Here is a 26,135-nt window from a genome sequence, read left to right as displayed (position 1 = left end):
AAAGGCAGACGCCTCACCATGACGCGCGCCCGCACCAGCCCCCCTCGCCTCAACCTGCCCAACCCGCGGCAGTCCCGCCGCGGATTCCTCGGCCTCGGCCTGGCCGCGGGCATCGTGCTCAGCCTGGAGGCCTGCGGCGGCGCCTCGACCGCCGACAGCGGCTCCGGCGGCACCAAGACCATCAAGTGGGCCTGGCAGCTCCCGACCACCTGGGACCCGGTCACCTCCTCGGCCGGGTCCGACGTGCAGATGCTCGCGCTCGCCTACGACCCGCTCACCGCCCTCGACGAGCAGGGCAACGCCGTCCCGTGGCTCGCCGAGTCCTGGGCCTACGACGAGGCCGGCACCAGCGTCACCTTCACCCTGCGCCCCGGCCTGACGTTCAGCGACGGCAAGCCGATCGACGCCGCGGCGGTGGCCGCCTCGATCGAGCGGGGCCGCACCCAGGACGGCTCGCTCATCGCCCCGCAGATGGCGACGATCAAGAAGGTCTCGGCCTCCAGCGACCTCGAGGTGCTGGTCGAGCTCTCCGAGGTCGACTACCAGTACCCGCTGCTGTTCGCGGGCAAGACCGGCATGGTCGTCAACCCCGCCGCCTTCGAGAAGGACGCCGCCGCCCTGGCCACCCAGCCGGCCGGCTCCGGACCCTTCACGGTCACCTCGTACGTGCAGAACGACCACGCGAGCATGAAGAAGAACCCGCGCTTCCACCTCGCCGACGAGATCAAGGTCGAGAACTTCGACCTCTACCCGCAGCAGGACCCGTCCACCGCCGTCGCGTCGGTGCGCTCGGGCCAGTTCAACGTCGGCCGGCTCGGCGGCGCGCAGGTCCAGCAGGCCAAGGACGCCGGGCTCGACGTGCAGGTCATCGACACGATGTACATCAGCGTCCTCGACGTCAACGCCACCATGGCGCCGTTCGACGACCCGGCCGTGGTCGAGGCGATGAAGTTCGGCATCGACCGCGAGAAGGTCCGGGAGGTCGCGTTCTTCGGCCTCGGCGACGTCAACTACCAGCCGTTCCCGCCGGGCTACGTCGGCTACAACGCCGAGCTCGAGGACCTCTACGCCTACGACCCCGAGAAGGCTCGGCAGCTGCTCGCCGACGCCGGCTACACCGCGCCGGTCAAGGGCACCTTCACCAGCAGCGGCCAGTCCGACCCCGCCGTCGAGCTCATCCAGGCCCAGCTCAAGGAGATCGGCATCGAGCTCGAGATCGAGTCGATCCCGCCGACCCAGCACACCCAGCTGGTCTACCTCGAGCACTCCAAGGCCCTGACGTACGACGGGTTCGCCGGCCGCGAGTCGCCCGTCCAGGCCTTCCAGGTGCTGTTCGGCGCCGAGGGCCTGATGAACCCCGGCCGCAAGACCAGCCCCGAGCTCGAGGCCCAGCTGGAGAAGGTCAAGAAGACCCCGACGGACTCGCCCGACTACCCCGCGCTCCTCCAGGAGGCGACCAAGATCGCGGTGACGTCGTTCCCCAACGTGTTCCTGCAGCTGATGCCGTCCGCGATCGCCCGCAAGGGCGTCTCGGAGCTGCCCGACCTGCCGAGCCTGCGACGCTTCGAGGGCGTGACGGCATGAGCACCCCACCGACTTCTGCGGGGGGTTCGCTGCGCTCACGCGGAGCACAACTCGTCGGGGACCCCGGTATGAGCACCCCACCGACGTCTGAGGGGCCCGCGTGAGCCTCGCCGTCGCCCCCGAGACCGAGCCGGAGGTCGCCGCTGCGCCCCCCGTCCCGGCGCCGGACGCCGCCGCGACCCCGCGCCGCCGACGCGCCGTCCCGCTGCTCCGGTCGCTGGTCAGCACCCTGGTCATCACGGTGACCGTGCTGCTGCTGGCCTCGGTCGTCACGTTCGCCCTGGGCGCGGTCAGCGACAGCAACCCCGCCGCCGCCGCGCTGGGGGAGACCGCGACCCAGGCCGACATCGACCGGCTCGACGCGGAGTTCGGCCTCGACCGACCGCTCGTCGTGCAGTACCTCTCCTGGGTCGGCCACGCCGTCCAGGGCGACCTCGGCCGGTCGTGGTTCACCACGATCCCGGTCACCGACAGCATCAAGCAGGCGCTGCCGGTCGACCTGTCGATCGCGGCCCTCGCGCTGCTGCTCGCGATCCTGGTCGGCGGCAGTGCCGGCATCGGCGCGGCGCTCAGCAACGGCGGGTTCTTCGACCGCCTCGTCACGCTGGTCTGCTCGGTGCTGGCCACCCTGCCGCCGTTCGTGATCGGCATGGCGCTGATCGTGGTCTTCTCGGTGAAGCTGCAGGTGCTGCCGTCCGGCGGCTACGTGCCGATCGAGCAGGACCCCCTCGAGTGGCTGCGGTTCGCGATCCTGCCGTCGCTGGCCCTGTCGCTCGACGTGGCGGCCTCGATCGCCCGCCAGCTGCGCACGTCGATGGTGGCCTCGCTCCGCGAGAACTACGCGGTCGGGGCGGAGATGCGCGGCTACGGCCGCTCCCGCGTGCTCTTCGGCCACGTGCTGCGCAACGCCGCCGGACCGACGCTCGCGGTGATCGGCCTCGCCATCCCGCTGATCGTCGGCGGCGCGGTGATCACCGAGAAGCTCTTCGGCCTGCCCGGGGTGGCCCAGCTCGCGCTGCAGTCGGCCGAGCGCGGCGACGTGCCCGTCGTCCTCGGGACGCTGCTCACCACCGCCGTCGTCGTGGTCCTGGCCAGCCTGGTCGTCAACGTCCTCCAGACCGCCCTCAATCCCGTCGCGCGGCGCGAGGGGGCCCACCGATGACCACGCTCCGCAACCTCTGGGCCGTCCCGACCGCCCGGTTCGCCCTCGTGGTGCTCGCCGCCGTCGCACTGCTCGCCCTCTTCGGCGAGGCGCTCGCCCCGCACGACCCGCTGCGCCAGTACACCGACCGGGTGCTCGAGGGGCCGAGCGCCGACCACCTCCTCGGCACCGACTACGTCGGCCGCGACGTGCTCAGCCGGCTGATGACCGGCACGCGACTGTCGGTCGTGGGTGCGGCCGAGGCGGTGCTGATCGGCGGCGCCCTCGGGATCCCGACCGGCCTGGCCTCGGCCTGGCTGGGGCCGCGGCTCGAGTGGCTGACCCTCCGGGTCAGCGACACCCTGGTGATCCTGCCGTTCACGGTCTTCGCCATCGCCGTCGCCGGCACCCTCGGCAACGGGCTGCAGCAGGCGATGTTCGCGATCGGCGTGCTGATCAGCCCGATCTTCTTCCGGGTCACCCGCGCCGTCGCGCTCGGCCTGCGCCGGCAGCAGTACGTCGAGGCGGCCGAGCTGATGGGCGCCTCGCAGTGGTGGACCCTGCGCAAGCACATCTGGAGCAAGGTGCTCCCGAACGTCGCGGTCACCGCGGCCCAGGCCACCGGGGCCGCGCTGCTCGTCGTCGCCTCGCTGTCGTTCCTCGGCCTCGGCGTCTCGCCGCCGGCGCCGACCTGGGGCGGGATGCTCGCCTCCGACCTCGACTACCTCGCCCAGCAGCCGTGGGCGCCGGTCTACCCGGGGCTGCTGATGATGGCGACCGTCGGCTCGCTCAACCTGCTCGCCGACGCCGTCCGCGAGGCGACCGGCGACGCACCGCGCCGCCGGCGCAAGCGCCGGAGCCCGTCCGCCAGCCCGTCCGCCGGCCCGTCCGCGGCCGCGCCCGTGAACGCCCGGAAGGAGAACGCCGATGCCTGAGTCCCGCCCCGTCCTCGAGGTCAGCGACCTCCAGGTCTCCGTCGGCGACCACCTGGTCGCCGTCCACGACGTGTCGTTCGCGATCGGTCGCGGCGAGTCCGTCGGCCTGGTCGGCGAGTCCGGCAGCGGCAAGACGCTCACCTGTCGCGCCGTCCTCGGGCTGCTGCCCGCCACCGGCGAGGTCGACCACGGGCGCATCGTGCTCGGGGGCGGCGAGGACCGCGAGGCCGTCGAGCTCACCGGCGCCGCGCGGGCCACCTGGAACCAGGTCCGCGGCACCCGCCTCGGCGCGGTGTTCCAGGACTCCGCGTCCTACCTCAACCCCTCGCTGACGGTGGGGCACCAGCTCGCCGAGCAGCTGCGCGTCAAGGGCGGGCTCGCCAGGGGCGCGGCCCGCGCCCGCGCGGTCGAGCTCTTCGCCGAGGTCGGGCTGCACGACCCGGCGTCGGTCTTCCACCAGTACCCCCACCAGCTCTCCGGCGGCATGCAGCAGCGGGTGCTCATCGCGATCGCGATCTCGTGCGAGCCGGAGCTGCTCATCGCCGACGAGGCGACGACCGCGCTCGACGTCGTCATCCAGGCCGAGATCCTCGCCCTGCTGCGCCGGCTCCGCGAGACCCACGGCCTGTCGCTGCTGCTGGTCACCCACGACCTCGCCGTCGTGGCCGAGACCTGCCAGCGCATCCTGGTGATGTACGGCGGCCAGGTGGTCGAGAGCGGCACCACCGAGGAGGTGCTCGCGCGACCGAAGCACCCCTACACGCAGGCGCTGATGGGCGTCGCGACGATCGGGACCTGGGAGCGACGCGCGCTCGAGGTCATCCCCGGCCAGCCACCCGCCGCCGGCGAGGAGATGCCCGGCTGCCGGTTCGCCCCGCGCTGCCGCTGGGCGACCGAGGCGTGCGTGTCCGGTCCGGTCCCGCTCGCCGACCTGGGCGCGGGCCGCGCCGCCCGCTGCGTCCGGGTCGACGACGTCCTCGACGGGCCGGCGACGGCGACCGCCCAGGAGATCGAACACGCCACCGAGCTCGAGGGAGCAACCACATGAGCACCCCACCGCCCTCCGCGCGAGGTCCGCTCCGCCCCCGTGCGGCACAGCTCGGCGGGGACCCCGCATGACCGCCACGCAGGAGCGCGCCGTCGCCCTCGAGAAGGGGCCGGCCCGGGTGGCCCCGCTGCTCCGGGTCACCGGCCTGTCGGTCTCCTACGCCCCGCCCAAGAAGGGGGTCGGGCTCGGCACCGGCGCCGCGCTGACCGACGCGAGCCTCGACGTGCGGCCCGGCGAGATCGTCGGCATCGTGGGCGAGACCGGCTCCGGCAAGACGACGCTGGCCCGCGCCACGGTCGGCCTGGTCCGCCCGGCCGCCGGGCGCATCGAGTTCGCCGGCCAGGACATGGGTGCCCTCCGGGGCCGGGCGCTGCGCGACTTCCGTCGCTCCGGTCAGGTGCAGCTGGTCTTCCAGGACCCGCTGCGCTCCCTCGATCCCGACCTGACGGTCGCCGAGCTGGTCCGCGAGCCGCTCGACGTCGCCGGCACCCTGCCCCGCAGCGAGCGGCACGAGCGCGTCGCGGACTCGCTGCGCCTGGTCGGCCTCGACCCGGAGACAATGCTCGGACGCCGTCCGCGCGAGCTCTCCGGCGGGCAGCGCCAGCGGATCTCGCTGGCGCGCGCCATCTCGACCCGCCCGCAGCTGCTGTTCTGCGACGAGCCCGTCTCCGCGCTCGACGTGTCGAACCGCAACCTCGTGCTGAGCCTGCTCGACCGGCTCCGCACCGAGCTCGGGCTCGCGGTCGTGATCATCGCCCACGACCTGAGCTCGCTGGCCGGCATCGCCGACCGGGTCGCGGTGTTCTACCGGAGCCGCGTCGTCGAGCAGGGGCCGATCCAGGCCGTGCTCGAGCGGCCGGCCCACCCCTACACCGGCCTGCTCACCGCCTCGGCACCCAGCGTCACGCAGGTCGACCGGCTCCGGCCCGACCAGCTGCGGCCCGAGCCGGGCGCGCGGGACTGGCCGGTGCACGGCGCCTGCGTGTTCGCCGCCCGGTGCCGCTTCGCCCACGACGCGTGCGTCGAGCAGCCCCCCTCGCTCCCGCTCGCCGGCGACCGCGAGGCCGCCTGTCACGTGGCCGGCGAGTGGCGCGCGCAGCTCACCACCGACCACCGCCCCGACACCGAGGAGTCCTGATGGGCATCGAGTTCATCGGCATCACCGCCACGCAGGAGACCAGCAGCAGCGCGAGCGAGCAGAACCGCGTCGACGGCATCTCCGCCCAGACCGAGTCCGGCGTCCCCGTCGGTCCGACCGTCAACCCGGCGTACGCCGCCCGGTTGGCCCGGGCCCACGAGACGGCGGGGTTCGACCGGGTGCTCGTCGCGCACTCGTCCGCGACGCCCGACGGGTTCCTGGTGGCCTCGCACGTGCTGCAGTCGACCAGCCGGCTGGGCGTGCTCCTCGCCCACCGGCCGGGCTTCCTCGCGCCGACCCTGACCGCGCGTGCCTACGCGACGCTCGACGCCTACTTCCCGGGCCGGGTGGCGATGCACGTCATCACCGGCGGCGACGACGTCGACCAGGCGCGTGACGGCGACTTCTCCGACAAGGTGACCCGCTACCGCCGCACCGACGACTTCCTGACCGTGCTGCGGCGCGAGTGGGAGGCCGAGGAGCCCTTCGACCACGAGGGCGAGTTCTACCGGGTCGAGGGCGCCTGGTCGGCGGTGCGACCCGCACCCGGCGGCATCCCGGTCTACTTCGGCGGCGCGTCCGACGACGCCATCCGGGTGGGCGGCAAGCACGCCGACGCCTACGCCTTCTGGGGCGAGCCGCTCGACGGCATCCGCGAGCGGATCACCCAGGTGCGGGCCGCCGCGGCGCCGTACGGCCGCGACCCGCGCTTCAGCGTCAGCCTGCGCCCGATCGTCGCCGACACCGAGGCCGAGGCCTGGGCCCGCGCCGACGCGATCCTCGCCGCCACCCAGGAGCGCTGGGGCACCACGCGGCGCACCTTCGGCCTCGACGGCAGGAACGCCGTCGGGTCCCAGCGGCTGCTCGCCGCGGCCGACAAGGGCGACGTCCACGACACCCGCCTGTGGACCGCGCTGGCCAAGGTCACCGGCGCCACCGGCAACTCCACCGCCCTCGTGGGGACCCACGAGCAGGTCGCCGACGCGCTGCTCGACTACGTCAGCCTCGGCGTCACCACCCTGCTGATCCGCGGGTTCGACCCGCTCGCCGACGCGGCGTCGTACGCCGGCGTCATCGACCTGGTGCGCGCCGGCGCCGCCGACCGTGCGCCCGCGCTGGCCGGCTGACCCACCCCCGACCCGAGAGAAGACACCCCCATGAGCGCCACCCCCAGCACGAGCACCGCCCGCTACGACGACGTCGAGCTGCTCGGCATGATCGGGACCTCGGACGCCTCCGAGATCCGCCCGGCCAGCGGCCCGGTGGTCGACCCCGACCACACCGCGCGGTTCGCCCAGGCCCACGAGGAGGGCGGGTTCGACCGCGTCCTGATCGGCTACGGCTCGGGCTGGGCGGAGACCACCCAGGTCGCCGCGTTCGCCGCCTCCCGGACCGAGCGGCTCGGGATGCTCATCGCGCACCGGCCGGGCGTCGTCCACCCGACGCTGGCGTCGCGGACCTTCAGCACGCTCGACCACTTCAGCAAGGGCCGGGTCGCGCTCAACATCGTGACCGGCGGCAACGACACCGAGCAGCGCCGCGAGGGCGACTACCTGCCGCACGACGAGCGTTACGCCCGCACCGACGAGTACCTCCAGGTGCTGCGCGACTCGTGGGACACCCAGGGTCCCCGCGACTTCGACGGCCGCTACTACCGGTTCGAGGGCTTCGCCCCCCAGGTGCACCCCTACGAGGACCGCCACCTCGAGCTCTTCTTCGGCGGCAGCTCGGCGGCGGCGTACCCCGTGGGCGCGAAGCACGCCGACACCTACATGCTCTGGGGCGAGCCGCTCGCGGAGACCGGCGAGCAGATCGCGACCGTCGAGCAGCGCAGCCGGGAGATCGGCCGGGCCACCCGGCCGCGGGTCTCGGTGTCGTTCCGCCCGATCCTCGGCGCCACCGACGAGCTCGCCTGGGAGCGCGCGCACGGCATCCTCGACACCATCAACGGCGCCGTCGGCGCGCAGTTCAAGGAGAAGGTGCACCGCCTGCACCCCCAGGACCAGGGCCCCCAGAACGCCGGGTCGCAGCGGCTGCTGTCGGTGGCCGAGAAGGGCGAGCTGCACGACCGCTGCCTGTGGACGCCGACCGCGAAGGCCGTCGGCGGCGGCGGCAACTCCACCGCGCTGGTCGGCTCGCCGGAGACGGTCGCGGCCGCCATCCTCGACTACGTCGAGATCGGCGTGAACGCCGTCCTCATCCGCGGGTACGACCCGCTCCAGGACGCCATCGACTACGGCCGCGACCTGCTGCCGCTGGTCCGCCAGGAGCTGGCCCACCGTGCCGGGACCGCTCGTGCCTCCTGAAACCCCGGTCGCCCCGGCGGGACGCCCGCTGGCCGGCGTCCGGGTCGTCGAGCTCGCGCACGTCGCGGCCGGCCCGTTCGCCGGGATGCTGCTCGCCGACCTCGGCGCCGACGTCGTCAAGGTCGAGCCGCCGACCGGCGACCAGATGCGCGCGTGGCCGCCGTTCGCCCGCGACGACGAGGGCGCGTCCTTCAGCCACAACTTCGCCTCGGTCAACCGCAACAAGCGCAGCGTCGTCGCCGACCTCAAGGACCCCGCCCGGCTCGCCGCGGTGCGGGAGCTGGTGGCCGGCGCCGACGTGGTCGTGGAGAACTACCGGCCGGGCGTGCTCGACCGGCTCGGCCTCGGCTACGACGAGGTGTCCGCCGGTCACCGCGGCCTCGTCTACGCCTCGATCTCCGGCTACGGCCTGACCAGCCCCTACGTCAACGACGGCGCCTACGACGTGGTGGTGCAGGGGATGGCGGGGCTGATGAGCGTCACCGGCGAGCCCGACCGCGGCCCGGTGAAGTCCGGCGTGCCGGTCGGCGACTTCACCGCCGGCCTGTACGCCGCCTACACGATCGCCGCGGTGCTGCCGCAGGTCCGCGACAGCGGCACCTCGGTGCGCCTCGACGTGCCGATGCTCGACTGCCTGATCGGCGTCTCGGCCCTGCAGACCAGCGAGTACTGGGGCTCCGGCCGCGAGCCGGCCCGGCTCGGGACGGCGCACCCGCGCAACGCGCCGTACCAGGGCTTCGCGGCCGCCGACGGCGACCTGACGATCGCCGCCGGCAACGACCGGCTGTGGGCCGCCGTGGCCGACGTGGTCGGCCTCCCGCACCTGGTCGAGGATCCGCGCTTCCTCACCCAGGCCGACCGCGTCGCGCACCAGGGCGAGCTGGCGGCCCTGCTGGGCGAGCAGCTCGCGACCGAGAAGCGCGACCACTGGCTGAGCGAGCTCCGCCTGCGCGGCGTCCCGTGCGGGCCGGTCAACACCTTCGGCGAGGTGCTCGCCGACCCGCACGTCGAGGCGACCGGGCTGGTCGCCCGGCTCGAGGTGCCGGTGGCCGGCGAGGTGCCCACGGTCGTCTACCCCGTCCGGATCTCCGGCCAGACCGCCCGGCTGGACCGGGGCGCGCCCGCGCTCGGCGGGAACCCCGAGGTGCACGACGAGTGGCTCGCACCGTGGATCGACGAGCAGGTGGCGCCATGACGCTCCGGGTGACCCGCGGCGACGTCTGGACCGTCGTCCTCGACCGGCCCGAGCGCGCCAACGCGCTCTCGGCCGACCTGGTCGAGGCGCTGCACGCGACGCTCGACGACGCCGAGCAGGCCGCGCCCCAGGCGCTGGTGCTCCGCGGCAACGCCCGGCACTTCGCGGCCGGCTTCGACCTCGGCGGGCTCGAGCGGGAGACCGACGCGACGCTCGCGCTGCGGTTCCTGCGGGTCGGCGTCCTGCTCGAGCGGCTGCTCGCCGCGCCGTACGTCACGGTGGCGGTCGCCGAGGGCGCCGCCGTCGGGGCCGGCGCCGACCTGGTGCTCGCGTGCGACCACCGCCTCGTGGCCCCCGACGTGACCCTGCGCTTCCCCGGCTCGGCGTTCGGTGTCGCGCTCGGCACCGTGCGCCGCGCCGAGCTCGGCGCCGTCCTCAGCACCGGCGTGCCGGCCGACCTCACCGACGCGCTCGGGACGCCGTTCTCGCCCCGGCCCTCGCACGACTCCGACGCCGACCTCGCCGCGCTGGCCCGCTCGGTGTCCGTCCCCGGCCTGCGCGACCGCATTGCCGCCCACGCCGACCGCACCCTCCCGAAGGAGCACGCATGACCCAGCAGATCCAGCAGCCGCCGGCCCAGGAGCCGGTCGTGCCCGTCACCAGCGACGTCCCCGCCGTGGCCGCCCTCGCCCGGGCCGTCGAGGGGCTGGTCGCCCGGGGCCTCGACGAGCAGGCACTGACCGCCGCCGTCCGCGACGAGCTCGAGGCGGCGCTCGCCGCCGGGTTCGAGCTGCCGGCCGAGCAGGTGCGCCCCGATCCGGAGCGCTACGTGATGTACCCGCTGCACGTCGCCCCCGACGGCAGCTTCTCGATCGCCAGCGCGGTCTGGGACGTCGGCCAGGGCACGCCCGTGCACGGCCACGAGACCTGGGGCGTGGTCGGCATCTACTCCGGCGTCGAGGTCGAGACCCGCTTCGAGAAGCCGGCGCAGCCCGGCGTCCCGCTGGTGCTGGAGGGCACCGACGAGTGGGGCGCCGGCCAGGTCACGGTCTGCTGCACGACCGACGACGACGTTCACCAGGTGCGGTGCGGCGGCGACCAGCCGGTCGTCGGCATCCACGTCTACGGCGCCGACATCGGCACCCTCCCGCGCCGCAGCTACGACCCCGCAACCGGCGCCGTGCACTGGTTCACGTCCCGCTGGGCCGGCTGACCCGCTCCCTCCCCCGAACCCACCGATCCACAGGAGACCCGAACATGACCGTCACCACCTGGGACGAGCCCGCCGGCGCCACCGCGCGCGGCACCCTGATCGTGCTGCCCGGCCGCGGCGAGACCGGCGCGTCCTACCAGCGCTTCGGCACGCGGCTCGCCGCCGACGCCTACCGGGTGCGCCTGGTACCCGTCGACCTCGACGACCTCGCCGCCGCGCGGGAGCAGGTCGAGAAGCTCCTCGCCGACGAGTCGCTGCCGGCACCGAAGGTGCTCGTCGGCACCGACAGCGGCGCCACCCTGGCCGCGACGATCGTGGGCGAGGTCGACGCCGACGCCGCCGTGCTCGCCGGGCTCGCGCTGCCCGGGGCGGCCCCCGCCCCCGGGGCCACCTGGGACGACGAGCTCGACGCCCGGTCCGCGTGTCCGGTGCACCGCTCGGTGATCGAGGGCGACGCCGGCTTCGAGCGGGCCGCGCTCGGCCGCCCGCTGCCGTGGTCGTCGCTGGAGGTGACGGCGCCCGCCAAGCCGGTCCTGGTGGTCCACGGCGCGGCGGACGCCGTCAGCCCGGCGGCCGAGGCCGTGGCGCCGTACGTCGGGGCGCCGGGCGCGCGCACCTGGCTGGTCCAGGGCGGGCGGCACGACGTCCTGAACGACGTCTCGCACCGCTCGGTGGCCGCGACGATCGTGCTCTTCCTCGAGTCGCTCAAGCTCGGGCCCGAGCTGCCCGCCGTCCTGGTCCCGGCCAGCGGCGCCGTGGACGGACCCGCATGACCGTGCTCACCACCAACCAGGACCTCGACCCGCGCCGCCTGCGCGACGCCTTCGGCACGTTCCCGAGCGGTGTCGTCGCGATCGCGGCCGAGGTGGACGGTCGTCCCGTCGGGCTGGCCGCGAGCTCGTTCGCGTCGGTCAGCCTCGACCCGCCCCTGGTCTCGGTCAACCTGGCCAACACCTCGAAGACCTGGCCCGACCTGCGTCGCTCCTCGCACCTCGGCGTGACCGTGCTCGCCGGTCACCACGAGGACGTGTGCCGCGCGCTGGCCGGTCCGGTCGAACGCCGCTTCGACGACCTCTCCTACACCACCAGCCCCGACGGCGCGGTCACCCTCGACGACGGCCTGGCGAGCTTCGACTGCACGATCCACCAGGAGGTCGAGGCCGGCGACCACGTGCTCGTCCTGCTGCGGCTGCACGCCGTCCACCAGGCCGAGGGGGTCGGCAGCCCGTTGGTCTTCCACCGCAGCGCGTTCGGCACCCTGGCCTGACCGCCGGTCCGCCGACCCGCCCTCGCCGCACCGACCGGGCCCGGCTCCTCACAGGCGGGCAGCGGTGCGCACCAGGCCGGCCACCCCGGCCGACGTGCTGTGCGACGGCCAGGCGATGACGGTCGTCACCCGGGGTGCGTCGGAGAGCGGGACGACGGCCAGCCCGTCGCGCAGGTCGGCGCGGACCACCTCGGGCAGCAGGATCGCCGCGCGGCCGAGCCGGACCAGCTGCAGCACCTGCGTCAGGTCGCGCAGCTCCGGGCCGGGTCCGTCGGGGTAGGTCCCGTCGAGGTGCGGCCAGCGCGGCAGCGGCAGGTCGGGGATCGAGCTCGCCTCGGCCACGGTCATCGACGTCCGGGTGCTCGACGGGTGGCCGCTCGGCAGGACCAGCACCTGGTCCTCGACGCCGAGCTCGTCGGCGTCGAAGCCGCTCGTGTCGTCGAAGGGCCGGTGCAGGATCGCGACGTCGGCGCGTCCGTCGCGCAGCATCGGCGCCTGGTGCCCGGGCGGGCTGAGCACGACCTCGACGTCGACCGCGTCGGGCTCGGCGGCGTAGACGTCGAGCAGCTTGGCCATCAGGTCGCCCGACGCCCCCGCCTTGGCGGTGAGCACCACCGTCGCCCGGCCCCCCGCGGCCACCGCGCGACGGGTGCGTCGCTCGGCGGCCTCGACCGCGGCGAGCGCGGCCCGCCCCTCGTGCAGCAGCGTCTCGCCGGCGCTCGTGAGGGTCACCCCCCGCGGCGTCCGCACGAACAGCTCGGCGCCGAGGCGTCGTTCGAGCTGGCCGATCGCACGCGACAGCGGCGGCTGGGCCATGCCGAGCCGCCGGGCCGCCCGACCCACGTGCGCCTCCTCGGCGACGGCGACGAAGTAGCGCAGCTCGCGGGTCTCCACGTCGTCCAGGCTACGCCGCTCACCTGGCGTCATACCGCCGCGGTATCGGGCCCGACCCGATCGGTGTTGGAACGCCGTGGCGGCGCGACCCACGATCGAGGCATGACTGAGAACACCACCGACCACAAGCAGACAGCGCTGGTCACCGGCGCCAACAAGGGAATCGGCTACGAGATCGCCGCAGGCCTGGCCCGGCGCGGCTTCCGCGTCGGCGTCGGCGCGCGCGACGCCGGCCGCCGTGAGGACGCCGTCGCGAAGCTCCGCGCCGACGGTCACGACGTGTTCGGGGTGCCGCTCGACGTGACCGACGACGCCAGCGTCGCCGCCGCCGCGGCCCAGCTCGAGGCGGAGGGCGGCCTCGCCGTCCTCGTCAACAACGCCGCCATCACCGGCGGGATGCCGCAGGAGCCGTCGCAGGTGAGCGCCGACCAGGTGCTCCGAGTCGTCGACACCAACGTCATCGGGGTCCTCCGGGTCACCAACGCCCTGCTCCCGCTGCTGCGCCGCGCCGCCTCGCCGCGGATCGTGAACGTGTCGAGCACCGTCGGCTCGCTCACCCTGCAGACCGCCCAGGCGGACGCGGTCGGGCCGATCTCGGCGGCGTACTCGCCCACGAAGTCGTACCTCAACGCCATCACGATCCAGTACGCGAAGGAGCTCGCCGGCACCGGCATCCTGGTCAACGCCGGTTGCCCGGGCTTCGTCGCGACCGACCTCAACGGCCACCGGGGCACCCGGACGCCGGAGCAGGGCGCCGCGGTCTTCCTCGAGCTCGCCACCCTCCCCGACGGCGGCCCGAGCGGCACGTTCCGCGACGACGCGGGCATCCAGCCCTGGTGAACCTCACGACCGGTCAGTCGTCCAGGAGCCCGACCAGCGTGGTGCGGACCTCAGCGCAGTCGTCCGCGAGCGCGTCCTCCTCGGCGAGACAGGTCGTGAGCACGGCCATCAGCTCGGCGGCCAGGTCGATCCGGACCTGCTCGGGCGACCGGTCGGACTCGCTGGCCGCGGCGTCGTCCCCGTCGGCAGGTCGTGAGCACGGGGTGCCGTCGAGGTCGGCCGCCTCAGCACCGGCCTCGCGTGCCTCGGCACAGGCCTTGGCCGTCGCGACCGTGTCGTCCTGGCTGGCCACCACGTCGGAGAAGAGGGCGAAGCCGACCAGGCCGACTGCCACGAGGAAGAACGCGGTTCGGCTCTGCGACCCACTTACCGCCTCGGTCGAGCGACGCCGTACGACGGTCGTCCGGGCGCGGGCGACCGCGTAGTCGATCTCGAGCCGGATCTCGTCGGCCAGCGCCGTGCGCCGCGCGCGCTCGTCGTCGGTCGCCGAGCGGGCGGCGGTCTTGCGGAGTCCGCGCTCGCGCTCCTGCAGCGCGGCGAGCGAGGTGAAGCCGAACCGCGCCGCCGAGAGGCCGAAGACCCGCTCGACGTCGGCGCGCTCGACCGGTTGGAGGACGGAGACGTCGGCCTCCGGGCCCAGGACGATCGGGTCGCCCACCTGCAACAGCCGGATGGCGACGGACACGGCCTGGTGGGCCGCGAGAAGCAGGAACAGGATCGCGACCACGGCGATCGCCCAGTCGGAGCCGGTGCGCAGCGGCGCCAGGTCCGAGACCTTCGCGAGTCCGACGGCGCCGGTGCCCAGGGTCGCGATCGCGGCGAGCGTCTTGCCGACGAGGTCGACCCGGTTCCTGAGTGCGTCGGCCGCTGCCTCCAGCGCGGCGGTGGCGGCAGCGACCGGGGCCGTCGGCGTGGGGTCGCCGGTCACGCGGGGCTTCCCAGCTCTGCGCAGCGGCGTCGCAGACTGAGGTTCATCTCGATGACGACCTCGAGCTCGTCGAGGAAGCCGGCGGCGGCGTCCCCGTGCTTTCCGGCGACCTTCGTCCGCGCGGTCTCGAGCGTGCGGCTTGCGTCCTTCAGGCTCTTCTCGGCGTCAGCGAGGGTCGGCGTCGGCGGGACCGCGGCAGGGGCCTCGCTCGCGTCGAGCTCGTCGAGCTCCTCCTCCAGCTCGGTCCGCGCCGGGTTCTCGTCGTCCATCGCCCGGATCCTGTCGACGATCACGCGCCTCCGGGTCGCGGTGTCGCCAGGGGGCTCCGGGTCGGCGCGCAGTCCGAGAGTGGCGGCACGGCGTTGGAGGTCCTCGGTCTCGCGCTGGAGGCTGCGCGCCAGCTCGGCCGCGATCGCCACGCCGCTGGGCGAGGTGAGTACGCCGAGCGCAGTCGCAGCGTTGCCGAACAACCCTGCCACCCGGGTGAGGTTGTCGGACAGGTTGGCCCAGGAGCGTTTGGTGACCGCGACCGGCGTGGTCCCGCCGTCGACCTCGGTGGCAGCCCTCAGCTTGACGTACCAGTCGAGGAACTCCTCGACCTCGGACTTCAACGACACCGCGCAGCCCCCCGCTCCGGTCACCTGCACCACGATCCACCCGCTGGTCGCACCGGCTCGAGCCATCCGCGCCCGACGTCGATCCGGTCGACGTCCGCATTCTGCGGGGGAGGAGACCGCCATGTCCAGGGAGTCGTCGAGACGTCGACGCCCGGCGGGGAGTCAGGGTGACGTGGGTGCGTCGAGTGGGGTGCGCGTGGCACGCAGTCCGTGGTCGACGAGGTCCACCATCCATTTGAAGCTGTCGTCGACGTCCGTGTCGAACCGGAACCCGCCCTCGACCTCGAGGACCGCGAAGCCGTGGAGCATGCTGCGCAGCATCCGCAGGGCGTGCACCTCCTGGTCGGCGTCGAGCGCGTAGCCGCGCAGGACCGCCGAGAACGACCCGAGCATCCGGTCGATGGCAGGGGTGAGGACGTCGTCCGGTCCGGTGGGGCGGACGGTGTTCCCGGCTGCGTACCGGCCGGGGTGGGCGGTGACGTAGGCGCGCATCGCCCGGGCGGCGGCGACGAGGGCGTCGGTGCCGGCGCGTCCCTGGGTGGCGTCGCGCAGGGCGTCGCCGAGCTCGGTGGCGGCCAGGACCGCGATGCGGTGCGCGAGGTCGGCCTGGCCACCGACGTGCTTGTACAGCGAGGGGGTCTTGACGGCGAGGCGCTCGGCGAGCAGGCCCATGCTGAGCTGCGAGAACCCGACCTCATCGGCGAGCGCGGCCGCGGCCTCGGTGACCGTGGCCGCGGTCAGGCCGGCCCTAGGCACGGGGCAGCACCCGAGCCAGGAAGGGCAGCGTCACCGCGACCACCTGGTCGGGGACCTCGGCGTGCGGGTAGTGGCCGGCGCCCTCCAGCACCGTCATCTCGCCGAGCCCGGCCGGCAGGTCGCCGATGATGCGCTCGCCCTCGGCCCGCGGGTCGGCCCAGTCGGGGTCGGCGCTTCCCTCGACGACGAGGACCGGGCACCGGACGTTGGTCAGCTGCGCTCCGGCGTCGGTCGGCTTGGACCTGGCCATGGCCTGCAGTGCCTTCATCCGGCCGGGCTCGCTCAAGGTGGCGTCGGTGCGGGCCAGCTCGGCGTCCCAGTCGGCGGGCTTGGTGGGGTAGGCCAGGTCGAGGTACTTCTTCCAGCTCACCAGGCTCCCGGTCAGCACGGTCCGCCCCAGGTACAGGGTTCCGCGCCGGTAGGGCCGGACCCGCAGGAACCCCCCGACGGGGAACGACTGGGCTCGGGTGAAGGGAGCGAGCTCGACCAGGCCGGTGATCAGGTGCGGCGCGGTGGCGGCGGCGATCGTCGCGGCGCCGCCGCTGATGGACTGCCCGACGATCACGGCCGGGCCGCCGCCCAGGTGGCGGACGAGCGCGACCAGGTCGGCGGCGATGTCGGTGCGGCTGTAGCCGTCCCACCCGAGGCTGGACTCACCGCAGCCGCGGAGGTCGACGGAGGCGACCCGGTAGCCCGCCTCGACCAGGGCGGGAGCGACGAACCGGTACGAGCGACGGGTGTCGCCCATCCCGTGGGCGAGGACGACGAGCGGCCCCTGGCCGGCGACGTCGTAGGCGAGGCTGTTCTCGCCGAGGTGCAGGTACTCGGTCATGGGGTGCTCCAGAGCTCGGGTGCGGATTGGCTAGTGACATTAGCCTAAGGCTAATGACGTTAGCCGTCAAGAGGGAAGAGCACACTCATCTCGTGGCGCCGTGGCGCCGTGGGCCGTGGCAGGACGGCGCTCCGACGTCGGCTGGTGCTGCCCAGGGGTGCCGACCCGTCGGCGGTGGGTCGGCCGGAGGGCCGTGGCGTCAGGGACGCATCGGGTAGGTCTGGCCGCTGGCGTGGGCCTGGTGGTGGTGGAAGGGGCAGAGGAGGGCGGTGTCTTTGGTGTTGGTCTCGCCGCCTTTGGACCAGGGGACTGCGTGGTGGGTGTGGCAGTACGCGGCGGGGGTGGTGCACGTCTGGTGCTGGCAGTGAGGCTGCTCCAACCCGATCGCAAGGCGTTGGGTGCTGGTGTGGAAGCGGCGCTTCCTGCCGAGGTCGAGGACGTGGCCGGCGCCGTCCAGGACGGCGGGGATGATGCCTGCTTCGCAGGCGATCCGGCGGGCCTGGTCGGGTGAGAGGGCGACGCCGGTGTCGAGGTGCGCGGCGGCGAGGCCGCCGAGGAGGGTCTCGAGGGTCATCGTGACCACGACGGTGGCACTGGTCCCGCCGAGGCTCGGGAGCTGGTCGGTGGGGTAGCGCTCGACGTACTCGCAGAACGCCCGCCCCAGCCTCTCCGGGGTCGGCCTCTCGTGGTCGTAGGTCCCGGCGCCCTCGGTGGCGCGGACGTGCTTGGGTGCCGCGATCGCGGCCAATGCCTTCTTCAGCATGGAGGCCTGCGCGGACGGCATCGTGAACCGGCCGTGGGCCAGCCCCTCGCCGTCGTCCCACAGCGTGAACGTGGTGCGCTTGCGGGCCCGAGCCTCCTCCGCCTCCAGCAGGCGGGCTTCGTGCTCGTCGGCCCGGTCGGGGTCGAGGGTCTCCAGGATCCGGCGGCTGAGGGTCTTCAGGTCGTGGGCGTCGTGGTGGGCGGCTTCGGCGAGCAGGTGCGCCTCGGCCTTGTCGCGCAGGTGCTGGCCGTCGAGGTCCTCGACGGCGGCGGCGATGACCCTCGCCTGCTCGGCGTGCACCCGACCGGACGCCATCGCGACCCGGGTCGGTTCGTGGTCGGCGAGGTCGCCGGCCAGCCGGACCTTCCGGGCGGCCTCGCCACCGGTGACCCGGGTGACCCGCGCGAGCCACGCCGCCAGCGACGGCGCCCCGATCGTCCCGGGCAGGTCGAGGACCCCGGCCTGCCCGACCACTCGCGCCTCGAGCTCCTGCACCCCGGCCACCACCTCTGCCAGCCGCGGCACCAGGTCGGCGGTCGCAGCAGCGTCCAGCGACCACGCCGGAGCATCCACCAGATCAGCGACCTCGGCCTCGAGGACCGCGACGAACCGGGCAACGGGGTGCCCGTCGCGGTGGTCGTCGTGGTGCTTGCTCATGCCCCGATTCCACGCCGCACCGCCGACAATCGACACTGTGTTCGACATCCCTATGGAGAAGCTCGAGCCTGGTGCCGCACGTCGTCCGGTCAGGCATCGTCCGCCGCCCACCCCGAGACGGGGTGCAGGGGGAGGGCCAGGGCCGTTCCCGATGGTGGGCGGCGTCGCGAGGACGCACGCTGGAGGGACCAGTCGACCAACCGGAGGACCACCATGACCGACATCCGTTCCAGCTTCGCCCGCCAGGGCCTCGTCCGTCCCCGGGACGGCAAGGTCCTCGGTGGCGTCTGCGCCGGCCTCGGGCGCCGGCTCGGCCTCACACCCTGGACCACGCGCCTGCTGTTCGTGCTGCTGCTGATGGTCCTCCCGGGCAGCCAGCTGCTGGTCTACCCGGTGCTGTGGATCCTGATGCCGACCGAGGACGCCGCCACCCACGTGACGCCGCCTGCGACGTACTCGGCCGCCTAGGCGAGCCGCCGGAGCGCCGCCGGAGCGCCGCCGGAGCGCCGCCGGACGCGAGGCCGACGCGTCGACCTGGCCCGGACCGCGCCGCGGCTGCGGCCGGGTCCGGTCGCCCACGGCACGCGACGGCGGGCCGATCGAGGGCTAGGGTCGCCGTCCATGGACATGGTGCGGAGCCAGCAGATCGCCGAGGCGGGTCTGGCCGACTGGCGCAAGCTGGCCCAGGGACTGCACGCGCGCTACCTGGTCGACGGCTTCAGCGGCGGCGCCCGGTTCCTCGTCGCGGTGGGCGAGGTCGGCGACACACTCGGCCACCACCCCCGGGTGACCCTCGGCAAGGGGTACGTCGACCTGAAGCTCGTCAGCGACGACGCCGTGCACCGCGACGACGACGGCACCGAGCTCGTCGTCGAGTGGGTCACCCAGCAGGACGTCGACCTCGCCCGGCGGATCACCGAGATCGCCGCCGATCATGGACTCCACGCCGACCCGGCCGCGGTCAGCGAGATCGAGCTCGGCCTCGACACGGCGCGCTCCGCGACCATCGCCCCCGTGTGGGCCGCCCTGCTGACCGGCAGCGCCGACGCGCAGGGTCGCGGCACCCCGAGCGACGAGATCCGGGACGCCACGGACCGGGTGCCCCACCTGTGGTTCGGGGACGCCGACGAGCACGGGTCCACGGGCCAGCGGTTCCACCTCGAGGTCTACGTGGCGCCCGAGACGGCCGAACGCCGGATCGCCGCCGCCGTCGCCGCGGGTGGCACCGTCGTCGACGACGGCGACGCACCCTCGCTCACCGTGGTCGCCGACCAGGACGGCAACCGGGCCGTCGTCTGCGTCGACGCCTCCGCCGCGGCGACGGACTGAGCCGGCACGCCGGGACGCAGTTTGAAGTCTGGTGAGGGCGGGCACACGCCAGCCCGACCACCCGTCACACCACCTTCAGGAGAACCTGTGTCCCTGCGTCGCGCGGCAGCCGCTGCCGTTCTGTCCACCGCTCTCGTCAGCACCGCAGCCCTGGCCCCGGCCGGCGCCACGACGGTCGACGCCTCGTCCGAGCGGGCCGCCGCGAAGGGCTGCGTGTCGAAGGCCGAGTACCGCAAGATCAAGAACGGCATGACCATCGCCAAGGTCAAGCGCATCACCGGCACCGCCGGCAAGCAGGTCAGCAAGACCCCTCTGCCCGACGGCAAGTTCGTGGTCGGCCGCGCCTACAAGGTCTGCACCTCGAAGAACGGCGGTGTCGGCATCGCCTTCACCAACCAGACCAGCAGCAGCTACAAGGTCGCGTCCAAGTCCGCGGTGTGGGGCTGATCCGCCCGCTCTGAACCGACCAGCGGGGACCGCCGTCCCCGCGCCACGGTGCCCGGGGCGGACCACGAGGTGGTCCGCCCCGGGCACTCGCGCGTCGCGTGCCCCTCGCAGCACCGGCTCGTCCCTTCGGCGCCGCGAGACCGGTCCCGGGGAGGCCCCGACAGTTCCGGACGTGATCCGTCCGGATCTGCTGCCAGCATCGCGGCATGAGCAGAGCTCCCGAGATGTCGGTGTCGTGGCCCCAGGCGCTGGCGTGGCGGACGGGGCAGCACCTCCTCGACCCGGTCGGCACCGCGCCGGTGGTGGACGTCGTCCGCCGGTTGGGTGCGGTGCTCGCGATGGACGGCGCCCTGGCCGAGCTGGCGGTCCGCACCCGGCGTGCGTCGTCGGAGCCCGGGGAGCTCGCGGCGGCGTGGCGCGCCGGCGAGGTGGTGACGACGTTCGCGTTCCGCGGGTCGATGCACCACGTCTCGCCCGAGGACGGCGGCACCTACCTCGCGCTGCGGGCCGCTGGGCGGCAGTGGGAGCTGGCGAGCTGGGTGGAGCACTACCGCCTCCGGCCCGAGGACTGGCCGGACTTCCGGGCAGCGGTGCGCGAGGCGCTGACCGACGGGCCGTTGAGCGTCGGTGAGCTCGGCGAGGCGCTGACGGTCGACCGTCGGTACCGCCACCTCGGGCCGACCTTCGCCGACGGCGCGGGCACCCTGGTCAAGCCGCTGTGCTGGCAGGGCGACGTGAGCCTCGCGCCGCCGCGGGGCGGGGCGATGACGCTCCAGCGGCTCGACACCAACCCGCGCTGGGCGGGGATCCCCGACCTCGAGGAGGCGGGTCCGCTGGCGATCCTCGCCTACCTGCGGGCCTACGGACCGGCCACGCCGGAGCACGTCCAGTACTGGCTCGGCGAGGGCCTCAGCGCGGGTCGCAAGCGGCTGACGGGATGGCTCGCGGGTCTGGCCGACCGGCTGGTCGCCGTCGACGTCGACGGGACGACGGCCTACGTCGCCCGCGAGGACGCCGACCCGCTGGCGGCCGCGGCGCCGAGCGAGGCGGTGCGGCTCCTGCCCGGCCACGACCAGTGGGTGATCGGCCCCGGCACCAAGGACCAGCACGTCACGCCGCCGTCGCGGCGCGACCTGGTGACCCGCAAGGCCAACCCGGTCGTCCACGGCGGCGTCGTCCGTGGCACCTGGACGGCGCGGGGGGACGACCTCGCCGTGTCCTGGCTCGACGAGCGGCCGGCCCCGAGGGAGGCCATCGCCCGGGAGGCCGACCGCCTCGCCGGCCTCCTGGGCCGCGACCTGCGCCTCACCTTCACGGCGACGCCGGGGCCCTAGGCGGCCGCCGGTCTCCGGCGCCCGACGCCCCCGACCCGACCAGGGCCGTCACGAGGGCGCGCGCCGCCGCGCCCGGGCCGTCGTGGCGTCGGGTGCAGACGGCGAGCGGCCACGGCGGGGGGCCGTCGACCAGGTCGACCCGGACGCAGCCCGGAGCCTCGACGACGTCGGGGACGACGGCGACGCCCACCCCCGCGGCGACGTAGCGCGGGACCGACGGGAGCTCGGCCACCTCGACCACGAGCCGGCGCCGCGCCCCTCGCTCGCCGAGCGTGCGGTCGAGCAGCACGCGGTTGCCGTAGCCGGGCAGCGTGTCGACCCAGCCCTCGTCGGTCAGCTCGGCGAGGCGGATCCGGCGGCGTCGCGCCAGTCGGTGGCCGCTCGGGACCAGGGCCACGAACGGCAGCGACGCCAGCGGCACCGACACGATGTCGGGGTCGCTCCTGCCGGGGAGGGAGGAGAAGGCGACGTCGAGCCGGCCCCGGCGCAGGTCGTCCATCAGCCCGGTGGACCCGTGCGGCGAGGCCGACAGGACGAGGTCGACGAGCGGGTGCTCGGCGCTGAACGTCGCCACCACGTGTGGGAGGTCGACGACGTCGAGGCCGGCGAACGAGCCCAGCCGGACCCGCCCCCGCAGCTGCGCGTCGTCCTCGGCGGCGACGTCGTGCATCCGCGTCGCCGCCGCGAGGAGCGCGCGCGCCTCGGGCAGCACCCGCTCCCCGGCCTCGGTCAGGCGCATGCTGCGCGTCGTCCGCTCGAACAGGCGCGCGCCGAGCTCGTGCTCGAGGCTGCGCACCCCGGCCGAGACGGTCGACTGAGCCGCGTACAGCCGACGGGCCGCCCGCGTCACGCTCAGCTCCTCCGCCACGGCGACGAACTGCTCGACGGCACGCTGGTCCATGGACCCATTGTGCAACACGAGCGAATAATCGATCCAAGATCTTTCGTTGGACGCGGACAGTCAGGCGTCGCAGACTCGAGTCCGTGAACACCACCACGCTCGACGTCACCCCGGCCCCCGTCGTCACCAGCCCCGCACGCCGCCACGCGGCCGGCTACTGGGTGGTGGCGCTGGCCTTCCTCACCGTGATGGCGTTCGCGACCGTGCCGACGCCCCTCTACGCGATCTACCAGCAGGAGGCGGGCTTCGCGCCGGTCGTGGTGACGGTGGTCTTCGCCGCCTTCGCGGTCGGGGTGATGGTCAGCCTGCTCCTCGCCGGGCACCTGAGCGACACGCTCGGACGTCGTCCGCTGATCCTGCTCTCGATCGGGCTCGAGGTGGTCTCGGCCCTGGTCTTCCTGACCTCGACGTCGCTCCCGGTCCTGCTCGTGGCCCGGCTGGTCTGCGGCATCGGGATCGGCACGCTGACCGCGACCGCCACGGCCCACCTGGGCGAGCTCCGCGCGGTCGCCGCTCCGGGCGCCGGGCCGCGCCACGCCGCCACGGTGGCCGGCCTCGCCAACATCGGCGGACTGGCCCTCGGGCCCCTGGCCGGGGGGCTGCTGGCCGAGCTCGCGCCGGCGCCGCTCCACACGCCGTACCTGGTGTTCCTGGTGCTCCTCCTGGTCGCGGCCGCTGCCGTGGCGACGGTGCCCGAGACGGTCGCCCGACCCGAGGTGCGGGCGCCCTACCACCCGCAACGCGTCGCCGTGCCGATCGCGGAGCGTCCGGCCTTCCGGGCAGCGGGCGCCAGCGCGTTCACCGCCTTCGCCGTGTTCGGGATGTTCACCGCCCTGGCCCCGACCTTCCTCGTCACGGTCCTGCACCGCACCGACCACCTGCTCGCGGGCACGGTCACCTTCGCGGTCTTCGCCGCCGCGGCCGCCGCCCAGGTGCTCGGCGGCGGCTGGACGCCTCGCCGCCAGGTGGTGGCCGGTGCCACGGCGCTCGTCGCCGGGCTCGTGGTCGTGGTCGTCGGCGCCGTCGCGGCGCTGCTCGGCGTCTTCCTCCTGGGCGCCGTCGTGGCCGGCACGGGCGTCGGGCTGGTGTTCCGCTCGGCCGTGGTCCGCGCCGGTGCGCTGGCCCCGGCCGACCAGCGGGGCGAGGTGCTCGCGGCACTCTTCCTGACGGCGTACGCCGGCCTGACGGTCCCGGTCCTCCTGACCGGGGTGGCGCTGCTGTTCCTGGACCCGGTCACCGTGCTCGTCGGGTTCGTGGTCGTGACGAGCGCCGCGGTGCTCGCGAGCACCGCTCGCAGCCTGCGGGTCTCCTGAGACCCGCCCACCGGTTGCCGTCGGACCGGGCGGGCCTCAGTCGGCGGGCAGCAGGTCGGTGCGCTCGGCAGCGAGCAGCACGGCGCCGACGAGCGAGGCGCGCCGGCCGAGGCTGCTGGCCACGACGGGCGTCGCGGCGACGGCGTCCAGCGCGTGCCGGCGCAGGCCGACCCGGGCCGACTCGAGCAGGAGGTCGCCCGCGCGGGCGAGGTCGCCGCCGACGACGATGAGGGCGGGGTTGAAGAGGTTGACGAGGCTGCCCAGGCCCCACCCGAGGTGGAGGCCGGCGTCCTCGAGGCTGCGCAGGGCCGACACGTTGCCCCTGCGCGCCTCGTCGATCACCTCGTCGAGGGTCGCGCCCGGCATCTGCGTGGCCATCAGCTCCAGCACGCTGCCGGTGGAGGCGTAGGTCTCCAGGCAGCCTCGGCTGCCGCACCGGCACACCGGCCCCTGCTCGTCGACGGTCAGGTGGCCGACCTCGCCGGCAGTGCCGCTCGCGCCGTGGAAGAGGTGGCCGTCGATGATGATGCCGGAGCCGACGCCCGAGGAGAGCTTGAGGTAGACCGACGTGGCGTGGCCACGCGCGCTGCCCAGCCGGTGCTCGGCGAGGGCGCCGAGGTTGGCGTCGTTCTCGATGTGCACCGGTCCGGCGAAGCGCTCCTCGGCCACCTGGCGTGCGTTGACGCCGACCCAGCCGGGGAGGATCGCCGAGGAGCGGACGACGTCGTCGATCATGGGCGCGGGCAGCCCGAGCCCGGTGCTCCGCACCGCGCCCGCCTCGAGCCCGAGCCCCGCGAGCAGGGCGCCGAGCATCTCCGCGGCGCACGTGAGCCCCTCGTCGTGCCCGTGCGCGGGGTCGAGGGGGCGGTGCTGCTCGCCGAGCAGCTGGCCGGTGAGGTCGCCGACGGCGACCGACACGTGGCTGTGCCCGAAGTCGACGCCGGCGACCACGCCGGCGCCCGGGGCGAGCTGCACCGTGGTGCCGCGACGACCACTGCCCGGCACGGTGGTGACCAGGCCGGCGGCGGCGAGCTCGCGCACGATGCTCGACACCGTCGCGGGCGCGAGCCCGGTCGTCCGGGCGAGGTCGGCCTGGGTGATCTGCGGCTCGTCGGGGTGGTCGAGGTCCGCGCCCTGTGCCTGGAGCACGTCGAGCACCCGCCGCTGGTTCGCCGTGCGCAGCGAGGCGGTGGAGCCCGGAGCGGGGTCGACGGTCGACATGGCCCGAACTGTGCTGGACGAGCGAGGTAGTCGTCAAGGTGTGGTCAATAAACCGGCCGATCGCCGATATCGATCGATTTTGCGTTCATGTCTTGACGACTACGGCGTGACCGACAACACTTCGAGCACCAGTGGCGCCCGTCGCCCGAACTCATGCAGGAGGAATCCGTGTCTTCATTCATCCGCCGCGCCGCCCTCGCCGGGGCAGCGCTCACGCTGTCTGTCGGCCCGTTGGCGGCCTGTGGCTCCGACGACGGCGGCGACGGGGGCGACGGGGGTGACGGCGGCAGCGCCGACATCACCGGCGCCTGCAGCCTCGACAGCCCGCCGATGAGCGAGGCGAAGATGCCCGAGGGCGGCGACGCCGGCCAGGCCACCGGCAAGGTCGGCGTGATCCTGCCCGACACGACGTCGTCGACCCGCTACGAGACCTACGACGCCCCGCTGCTCGAAGAGGCGCTCTCCGCGGCCGGCCTGACCCCCGACATCCAGAACGCGCAGGGTGACATCAACAAGTTCACCTCGCTCGCGCAGAACATGATCGGTGCCGGCGTCAAGGTGCTCATCATCGACTCGATCGACGCCGCCTCCGGCGCCGGTGTGGAGAAGCAGGCCGACGAGGCCGGCGTCCCGGTCATCGACTACGACCGCGTCAACCTCGGCGGCACCGCGCCCTACTACGTCTCGTTCGACAACGAGGACGTCGGCCGTCTCCAGGCCCAGACCCTGGTCGACTGCCTCGACGCGAGCGGCGCCGAGAACCCCAACATCATCATGATGAACGGCGGCACCGACGTCGACAACAACGCCGTGCTCTTCATGAAGGGCGCCCACGCGGTGCTCGACCCGCTGGTCGAGGAGGGCAAGCTGACCATCACCCAGGAGGCGACGGTCAAGGGCTGGAAGGTCGAGAACGCCGCCCCGACGTTCCAGCAGGCCTTCACCGCCGTCAACGGCGAGGTCGACGGCGTGCTCGCCGCCAACGACGACATCGCCAACGCCGTCATCGGCGTGCTCAAGACCAACGGTCTCGACGGCCGCGTCGTCGTCACCGGCCAGGACGCCGGTGTCCAGGGTCTGCAGAACATCATCACGGGCACCCAGAGCATGACGGTCTTCAAGGACGTCAAGCTCGAGGCCAACGCCGCCGCCCAGCTGGCCATCGCGGTCGCCGCCGGCACCGACCCCGCCGACGCGGGTCTCGAGCTGGCGCCGTTCGAGGACCCGGAGGCCCCCGACCACGACCTGCAGGCGCTCCTGCTGCCGGCCCAGGTCATCACCCAGGCCAACGTCGCCGACGTGATCGAGGCCGGTGCGCTCAGCGCCGACGAGATCTGCCAGGGGATCGAGGCCGACTGCGAGGAGCTCGGGATCTCCTGATCCCGGCCAGGAACCCTGGCACCCCGCACCTCCGAGCTCCACCAGCGCGACGCGGTGGCCGGGCCGACCGGCCCGGCCACCGTCGTACGCGCCGCC

General features: G+C 74.1%; 27 protein-coding genes. 19 read left to right on the top strand and 8 right to left on the bottom strand.

Annotated features, from left to right (window positions below; all coding sequences use genetic code 11):
• Positions 1-18: 18 nt before the first annotated feature.
• From E4623_RS18425 to E4623_RS18370, 12 genes are all read left to right on the top strand, one after another.
• Positions 19-1,584: an ABC transporter substrate-binding protein gene (locus tag E4623_RS18425; RefSeq protein WP_134768014.1), complete on the top strand. Its 1,566-nt coding sequence runs from the start codon at positions 19-21 to the stop codon at positions 1,582-1,584.
• Positions 1,585-1,684: 100 nt separating this feature from the next.
• Positions 1,685-2,746 (top strand): ABC transporter permease, encoded by a 1,062-nt coding sequence (locus E4623_RS18420; RefSeq protein WP_134768013.1) that lies wholly within the window; start codon positions 1,685-1,687, stop codon positions 2,744-2,746.
• Positions 2,743-3,660 (top strand): ABC transporter permease, encoded by a 918-nt coding sequence (locus E4623_RS18415; RefSeq protein ID WP_134768012.1) that lies wholly within the window; start codon positions 2,743-2,745, stop codon positions 3,658-3,660. Before E4623_RS18420 ends, E4623_RS18415 begins: the two co-directional genes overlap by 4 nt.
• Positions 3,653-4,708, top strand: a complete 1,056-nt coding sequence (locus tag E4623_RS18410; protein ID WP_134768011.1) for an ABC transporter ATP-binding protein — start codon at positions 3,653-3,655, stop codon at positions 4,706-4,708. Before E4623_RS18415 ends, E4623_RS18410 begins: the two co-directional genes overlap by 8 nt.
• Before the next feature lie 67 nt (positions 4,709-4,775).
• Complete coding sequence (locus E4623_RS18405) at positions 4,776-5,846, top strand: oligopeptide/dipeptide ABC transporter ATP-binding protein (RefSeq protein ID WP_134768010.1); 1,071 nt, start codon at positions 4,776-4,778, stop codon at positions 5,844-5,846.
• On the top strand, positions 5,846-6,973 hold the full coding sequence (locus tag E4623_RS18400) for an LLM class flavin-dependent oxidoreductase (protein WP_134768009.1): 1,128 nt from the start codon (positions 5,846-5,848) through the stop codon (positions 6,971-6,973). Before E4623_RS18405 ends, E4623_RS18400 begins: the two co-directional genes overlap by 1 nt.
• 30 nt (positions 6,974-7,003) lie before the next feature.
• Entirely contained in the window at positions 7,004-8,152 is a 1,149-nt protein-coding gene (locus E4623_RS18395; RefSeq protein ID WP_134768008.1) for an LLM class flavin-dependent oxidoreductase, read from the top strand.
• Positions 8,127-9,347 (top strand): CoA transferase, encoded by a 1,221-nt coding sequence (locus tag E4623_RS18390; RefSeq protein WP_209020752.1) that lies wholly within the window; start codon positions 8,127-8,129, stop codon positions 9,345-9,347. The genes E4623_RS18395 and E4623_RS18390 overlap by 26 nt, the downstream gene beginning before the upstream one ends.
• A complete protein-coding gene (locus tag E4623_RS18385) occupies positions 9,344-9,958 on the top strand; it encodes an enoyl-CoA hydratase-related protein (RefSeq protein ID WP_134768006.1) in 615 nt (204 codons plus the stop codon). Before E4623_RS18390 ends, E4623_RS18385 begins: the two co-directional genes overlap by 4 nt.
• A complete protein-coding gene (locus E4623_RS18380; protein WP_134768005.1) occupies positions 9,955-10,560 on the top strand; it encodes a cysteine dioxygenase family protein in 606 nt (201 codons plus the stop codon). The genes E4623_RS18385 and E4623_RS18380 overlap by 4 nt, the downstream gene beginning before the upstream one ends.
• A gap of 44 nt (positions 10,561-10,604) precedes the next feature.
• Complete coding sequence (locus tag E4623_RS18375; protein WP_134768004.1) at positions 10,605-11,333, top strand: alpha/beta hydrolase; 729 nt, start codon at positions 10,605-10,607, stop codon at positions 11,331-11,333.
• Positions 11,330-11,827 carry a flavin reductase family protein gene (locus E4623_RS18370; RefSeq protein ID WP_134768003.1) on the top strand — a complete coding sequence of 166 codons (498 nt, stop codon included), beginning with the start codon at positions 11,330-11,332 and terminating at the stop codon, positions 11,825-11,827. Before E4623_RS18375 ends, E4623_RS18370 begins: the two co-directional genes overlap by 4 nt.
• A gap of 48 nt (positions 11,828-11,875) precedes the next feature.
• On the opposite strand, the gene E4623_RS23385 is transcribed toward E4623_RS18370, so the two are convergent.
• Positions 11,876-12,721 carry a LysR family transcriptional regulator gene (locus E4623_RS23385; RefSeq protein ID WP_134768002.1) on the bottom strand — a complete coding sequence of 282 codons (846 nt, stop codon included), beginning with the start codon at positions 12,719-12,721 and terminating at the stop codon, positions 11,876-11,878.
• A gap of 102 nt (positions 12,722-12,823) precedes the next feature.
• Between E4623_RS23385 and E4623_RS18360 the strand changes: the two genes are divergently transcribed.
• Complete coding sequence (locus tag E4623_RS18360) at positions 12,824-13,561, top strand: SDR family NAD(P)-dependent oxidoreductase (protein WP_134768001.1); 738 nt, start codon at positions 12,824-12,826, stop codon at positions 13,559-13,561.
• Between the two features lie 13 nt (positions 13,562-13,574).
• Here E4623_RS18360 and E4623_RS18355 read toward each other — a convergent pair whose 3' ends face one another.
• The 5 genes from E4623_RS18355 to E4623_RS18335 form a co-directional block, all read right to left on the bottom strand.
• Entirely contained in the window at positions 13,575-14,489 is a 915-nt protein-coding gene (locus E4623_RS18355) for a hypothetical protein (protein WP_134768000.1), read from the bottom strand.
• Positions 14,486-15,130 carry a hypothetical protein gene (locus E4623_RS18350; protein WP_134767999.1) on the bottom strand — a complete coding sequence of 215 codons (645 nt, stop codon included), beginning with the start codon at positions 15,128-15,130 and terminating at the stop codon, positions 14,486-14,488. Before E4623_RS18350 ends, E4623_RS18355 begins: the two co-directional genes overlap by 4 nt.
• Before the next feature lie 138 nt (positions 15,131-15,268).
• The gene (locus tag E4623_RS18345) at positions 15,269-15,862 is read right to left on the bottom strand and encodes a TetR-like C-terminal domain-containing protein (protein ID WP_134767998.1); all 594 of its coding nucleotides are present in this window, start codon (positions 15,860-15,862) and stop codon (positions 15,269-15,271) included.
• Positions 15,855-16,694 (bottom strand): alpha/beta hydrolase, encoded by an 840-nt coding sequence (locus E4623_RS18340; RefSeq protein WP_134767997.1) that lies wholly within the window; start codon positions 16,692-16,694, stop codon positions 15,855-15,857. The genes E4623_RS18345 and E4623_RS18340 overlap by 8 nt, the downstream gene beginning before the upstream one ends.
• Before the next feature lie 199 nt (positions 16,695-16,893).
• A complete protein-coding gene (locus E4623_RS18335) occupies positions 16,894-18,114 on the bottom strand; it encodes an HNH endonuclease signature motif containing protein (protein ID WP_167736749.1) in 1,221 nt (406 codons plus the stop codon).
• 213 nt (positions 18,115-18,327) lie between these two features.
• Between E4623_RS18335 and E4623_RS18330 the strand changes: the two genes are divergently transcribed.
• From E4623_RS18330 to E4623_RS18315, 4 genes are all read left to right on the top strand, one after another.
• Positions 18,328-18,582 (top strand): PspC domain-containing protein, encoded by a 255-nt coding sequence (locus tag E4623_RS18330; RefSeq protein WP_134767995.1) that lies wholly within the window; start codon positions 18,328-18,330, stop codon positions 18,580-18,582.
• A gap of 153 nt (positions 18,583-18,735) precedes the next feature.
• Complete coding sequence (locus E4623_RS18325) at positions 18,736-19,443, top strand: VOC family protein (RefSeq protein ID WP_134767994.1); 708 nt, start codon at positions 18,736-18,738, stop codon at positions 19,441-19,443.
• Positions 19,444-19,530: 87 nt separating this feature from the next.
• Positions 19,531-19,890 (top strand): hypothetical protein, encoded by a 360-nt coding sequence (locus E4623_RS18320; protein ID WP_134767993.1) that lies wholly within the window; start codon positions 19,531-19,533, stop codon positions 19,888-19,890.
• A gap of 206 nt (positions 19,891-20,096) precedes the next feature.
• Positions 20,097-21,224 carry a crosslink repair DNA glycosylase YcaQ family protein gene (locus tag E4623_RS18315; RefSeq protein WP_134767992.1) on the top strand — a complete coding sequence of 376 codons (1,128 nt, stop codon included), beginning with the start codon at positions 20,097-20,099 and terminating at the stop codon, positions 21,222-21,224.
• On the opposite strand, the gene E4623_RS18310 is transcribed toward E4623_RS18315, so the two are convergent.
• Positions 21,202-22,125 (bottom strand): LysR family transcriptional regulator, encoded by a 924-nt coding sequence (locus E4623_RS18310; protein ID WP_134767991.1) that lies wholly within the window; start codon positions 22,123-22,125, stop codon positions 21,202-21,204. The two genes, E4623_RS18315 and E4623_RS18310, sit on opposite strands and share 23 nt — an antisense overlap.
• 83 nt (positions 22,126-22,208) lie before the next feature.
• Between E4623_RS18310 and E4623_RS18305 the strand changes: the two genes are divergently transcribed.
• Positions 22,209-23,438: an MFS transporter gene (locus tag E4623_RS18305; protein ID WP_209020750.1), complete on the top strand. Its 1,230-nt coding sequence runs from the start codon at positions 22,209-22,211 to the stop codon at positions 23,436-23,438.
• Positions 23,439-23,474: 36 nt separating this feature from the next.
• On the opposite strand, the gene E4623_RS18300 is transcribed toward E4623_RS18305, so the two are convergent.
• Positions 23,475-24,659: an ROK family transcriptional regulator gene (locus E4623_RS18300; RefSeq protein ID WP_134767990.1), complete on the bottom strand. Its 1,185-nt coding sequence runs from the start codon at positions 24,657-24,659 to the stop codon at positions 23,475-23,477.
• A 168-nt stretch (positions 24,660-24,827) separates the two neighbouring features.
• On the opposite strand from E4623_RS18300, the gene E4623_RS18295 reads away from it, so the two are divergent.
• Positions 24,828-26,039, top strand: coding sequence for a substrate-binding domain-containing protein (locus E4623_RS18295; protein ID WP_209020749.1), 1,212 nt, complete (start codon positions 24,828-24,830; stop codon positions 26,037-26,039).
• Positions 26,040-26,135 lie beyond the last annotated feature (96 nt).

Source organism: Nocardioides sp. 1609 (assembly GCF_004522105.1).
Lineage (GTDB): Bacteria > Actinomycetota > Actinomycetes > Propionibacteriales > Nocardioidaceae > Nocardioides.
Note: the sequence above shows the minus strand (reverse complement) of the source record. Positions and strands in the feature narration are given on the sequence as shown.

What these genes read in the sequence shown, in the direction of transcription:
- E4623_RS18425 (WP_134768014.1), top strand. Translation starts at nt 19, where the DNA reads ATGACGCGCGCCCGCACCAGCCCCCCTCGCCTCAACCTGCCCAACCCG.
- E4623_RS18415 (WP_134768012.1), top strand. Translation starts at nt 2,743, where the DNA reads ATGACCACGCTCCGCAACCTCTGGGCCGTCCCGACCGCCCGGTTCGCC.
- E4623_RS18410 (WP_134768011.1), top strand. Translation starts at nt 3,653, where the DNA reads ATGCCTGAGTCCCGCCCCGTCCTCGAGGTCAGCGACCTCCAGGTCTCC.
- E4623_RS18405 (WP_134768010.1), top strand. Translation starts at nt 4,776, where the DNA reads ATGACCGCCACGCAGGAGCGCGCCGTCGCCCTCGAGAAGGGGCCGGCC.
- E4623_RS18400 (WP_134768009.1), top strand. Translation starts at nt 5,846, where the DNA reads ATGGGCATCGAGTTCATCGGCATCACCGCCACGCAGGAGACCAGCAGC.
- E4623_RS18395 (WP_134768008.1), top strand. Translation starts at nt 7,004, where the DNA reads ATGAGCGCCACCCCCAGCACGAGCACCGCCCGCTACGACGACGTCGAG.
- E4623_RS18385 (WP_134768006.1), top strand. Translation starts at nt 9,344, where the DNA reads ATGACGCTCCGGGTGACCCGCGGCGACGTCTGGACCGTCGTCCTCGAC.
- E4623_RS18380 (WP_134768005.1), top strand. Translation starts at nt 9,955, where the DNA reads ATGACCCAGCAGATCCAGCAGCCGCCGGCCCAGGAGCCGGTCGTGCCC.
- E4623_RS18375 (WP_134768004.1), top strand. Translation starts at nt 10,605, where the DNA reads ATGACCGTCACCACCTGGGACGAGCCCGCCGGCGCCACCGCGCGCGGC.
- E4623_RS18370 (WP_134768003.1), top strand. Translation starts at nt 11,330, where the DNA reads ATGACCGTGCTCACCACCAACCAGGACCTCGACCCGCGCCGCCTGCGC.
- E4623_RS18360 (WP_134768001.1), top strand. Translation starts at nt 12,824, where the DNA reads ATGACTGAGAACACCACCGACCACAAGCAGACAGCGCTGGTCACCGGC.
- E4623_RS18340 (WP_134767997.1), bottom strand. Translation starts at nt 16,694, where the DNA reads ATGACCGAGTACCTGCACCTCGGCGAGAACAGCCTCGCCTACGACGTC.
- E4623_RS18335 (WP_167736749.1), bottom strand. Translation starts at nt 18,114, where the DNA reads ATGAGCAAGCACCACGACGACCACCGCGACGGGCACCCCGTTGCCCGG.
- E4623_RS18330 (WP_134767995.1), top strand. Translation starts at nt 18,328, where the DNA reads ATGACCGACATCCGTTCCAGCTTCGCCCGCCAGGGCCTCGTCCGTCCC.
- E4623_RS18325 (WP_134767994.1), top strand. Translation starts at nt 18,736, where the DNA reads ATGGACATGGTGCGGAGCCAGCAGATCGCCGAGGCGGGTCTGGCCGAC.
- E4623_RS18315 (WP_134767992.1), top strand. Translation starts at nt 20,097, where the DNA reads ATGAGCAGAGCTCCCGAGATGTCGGTGTCGTGGCCCCAGGCGCTGGCG.
- E4623_RS18310 (WP_134767991.1), bottom strand. Translation starts at nt 22,125, where the DNA reads ATGGACCAGCGTGCCGTCGAGCAGTTCGTCGCCGTGGCGGAGGAGCTG.
- E4623_RS18300 (WP_134767990.1), bottom strand. Translation starts at nt 24,659, where the DNA reads ATGTCGACCGTCGACCCCGCTCCGGGCTCCACCGCCTCGCTGCGCACG.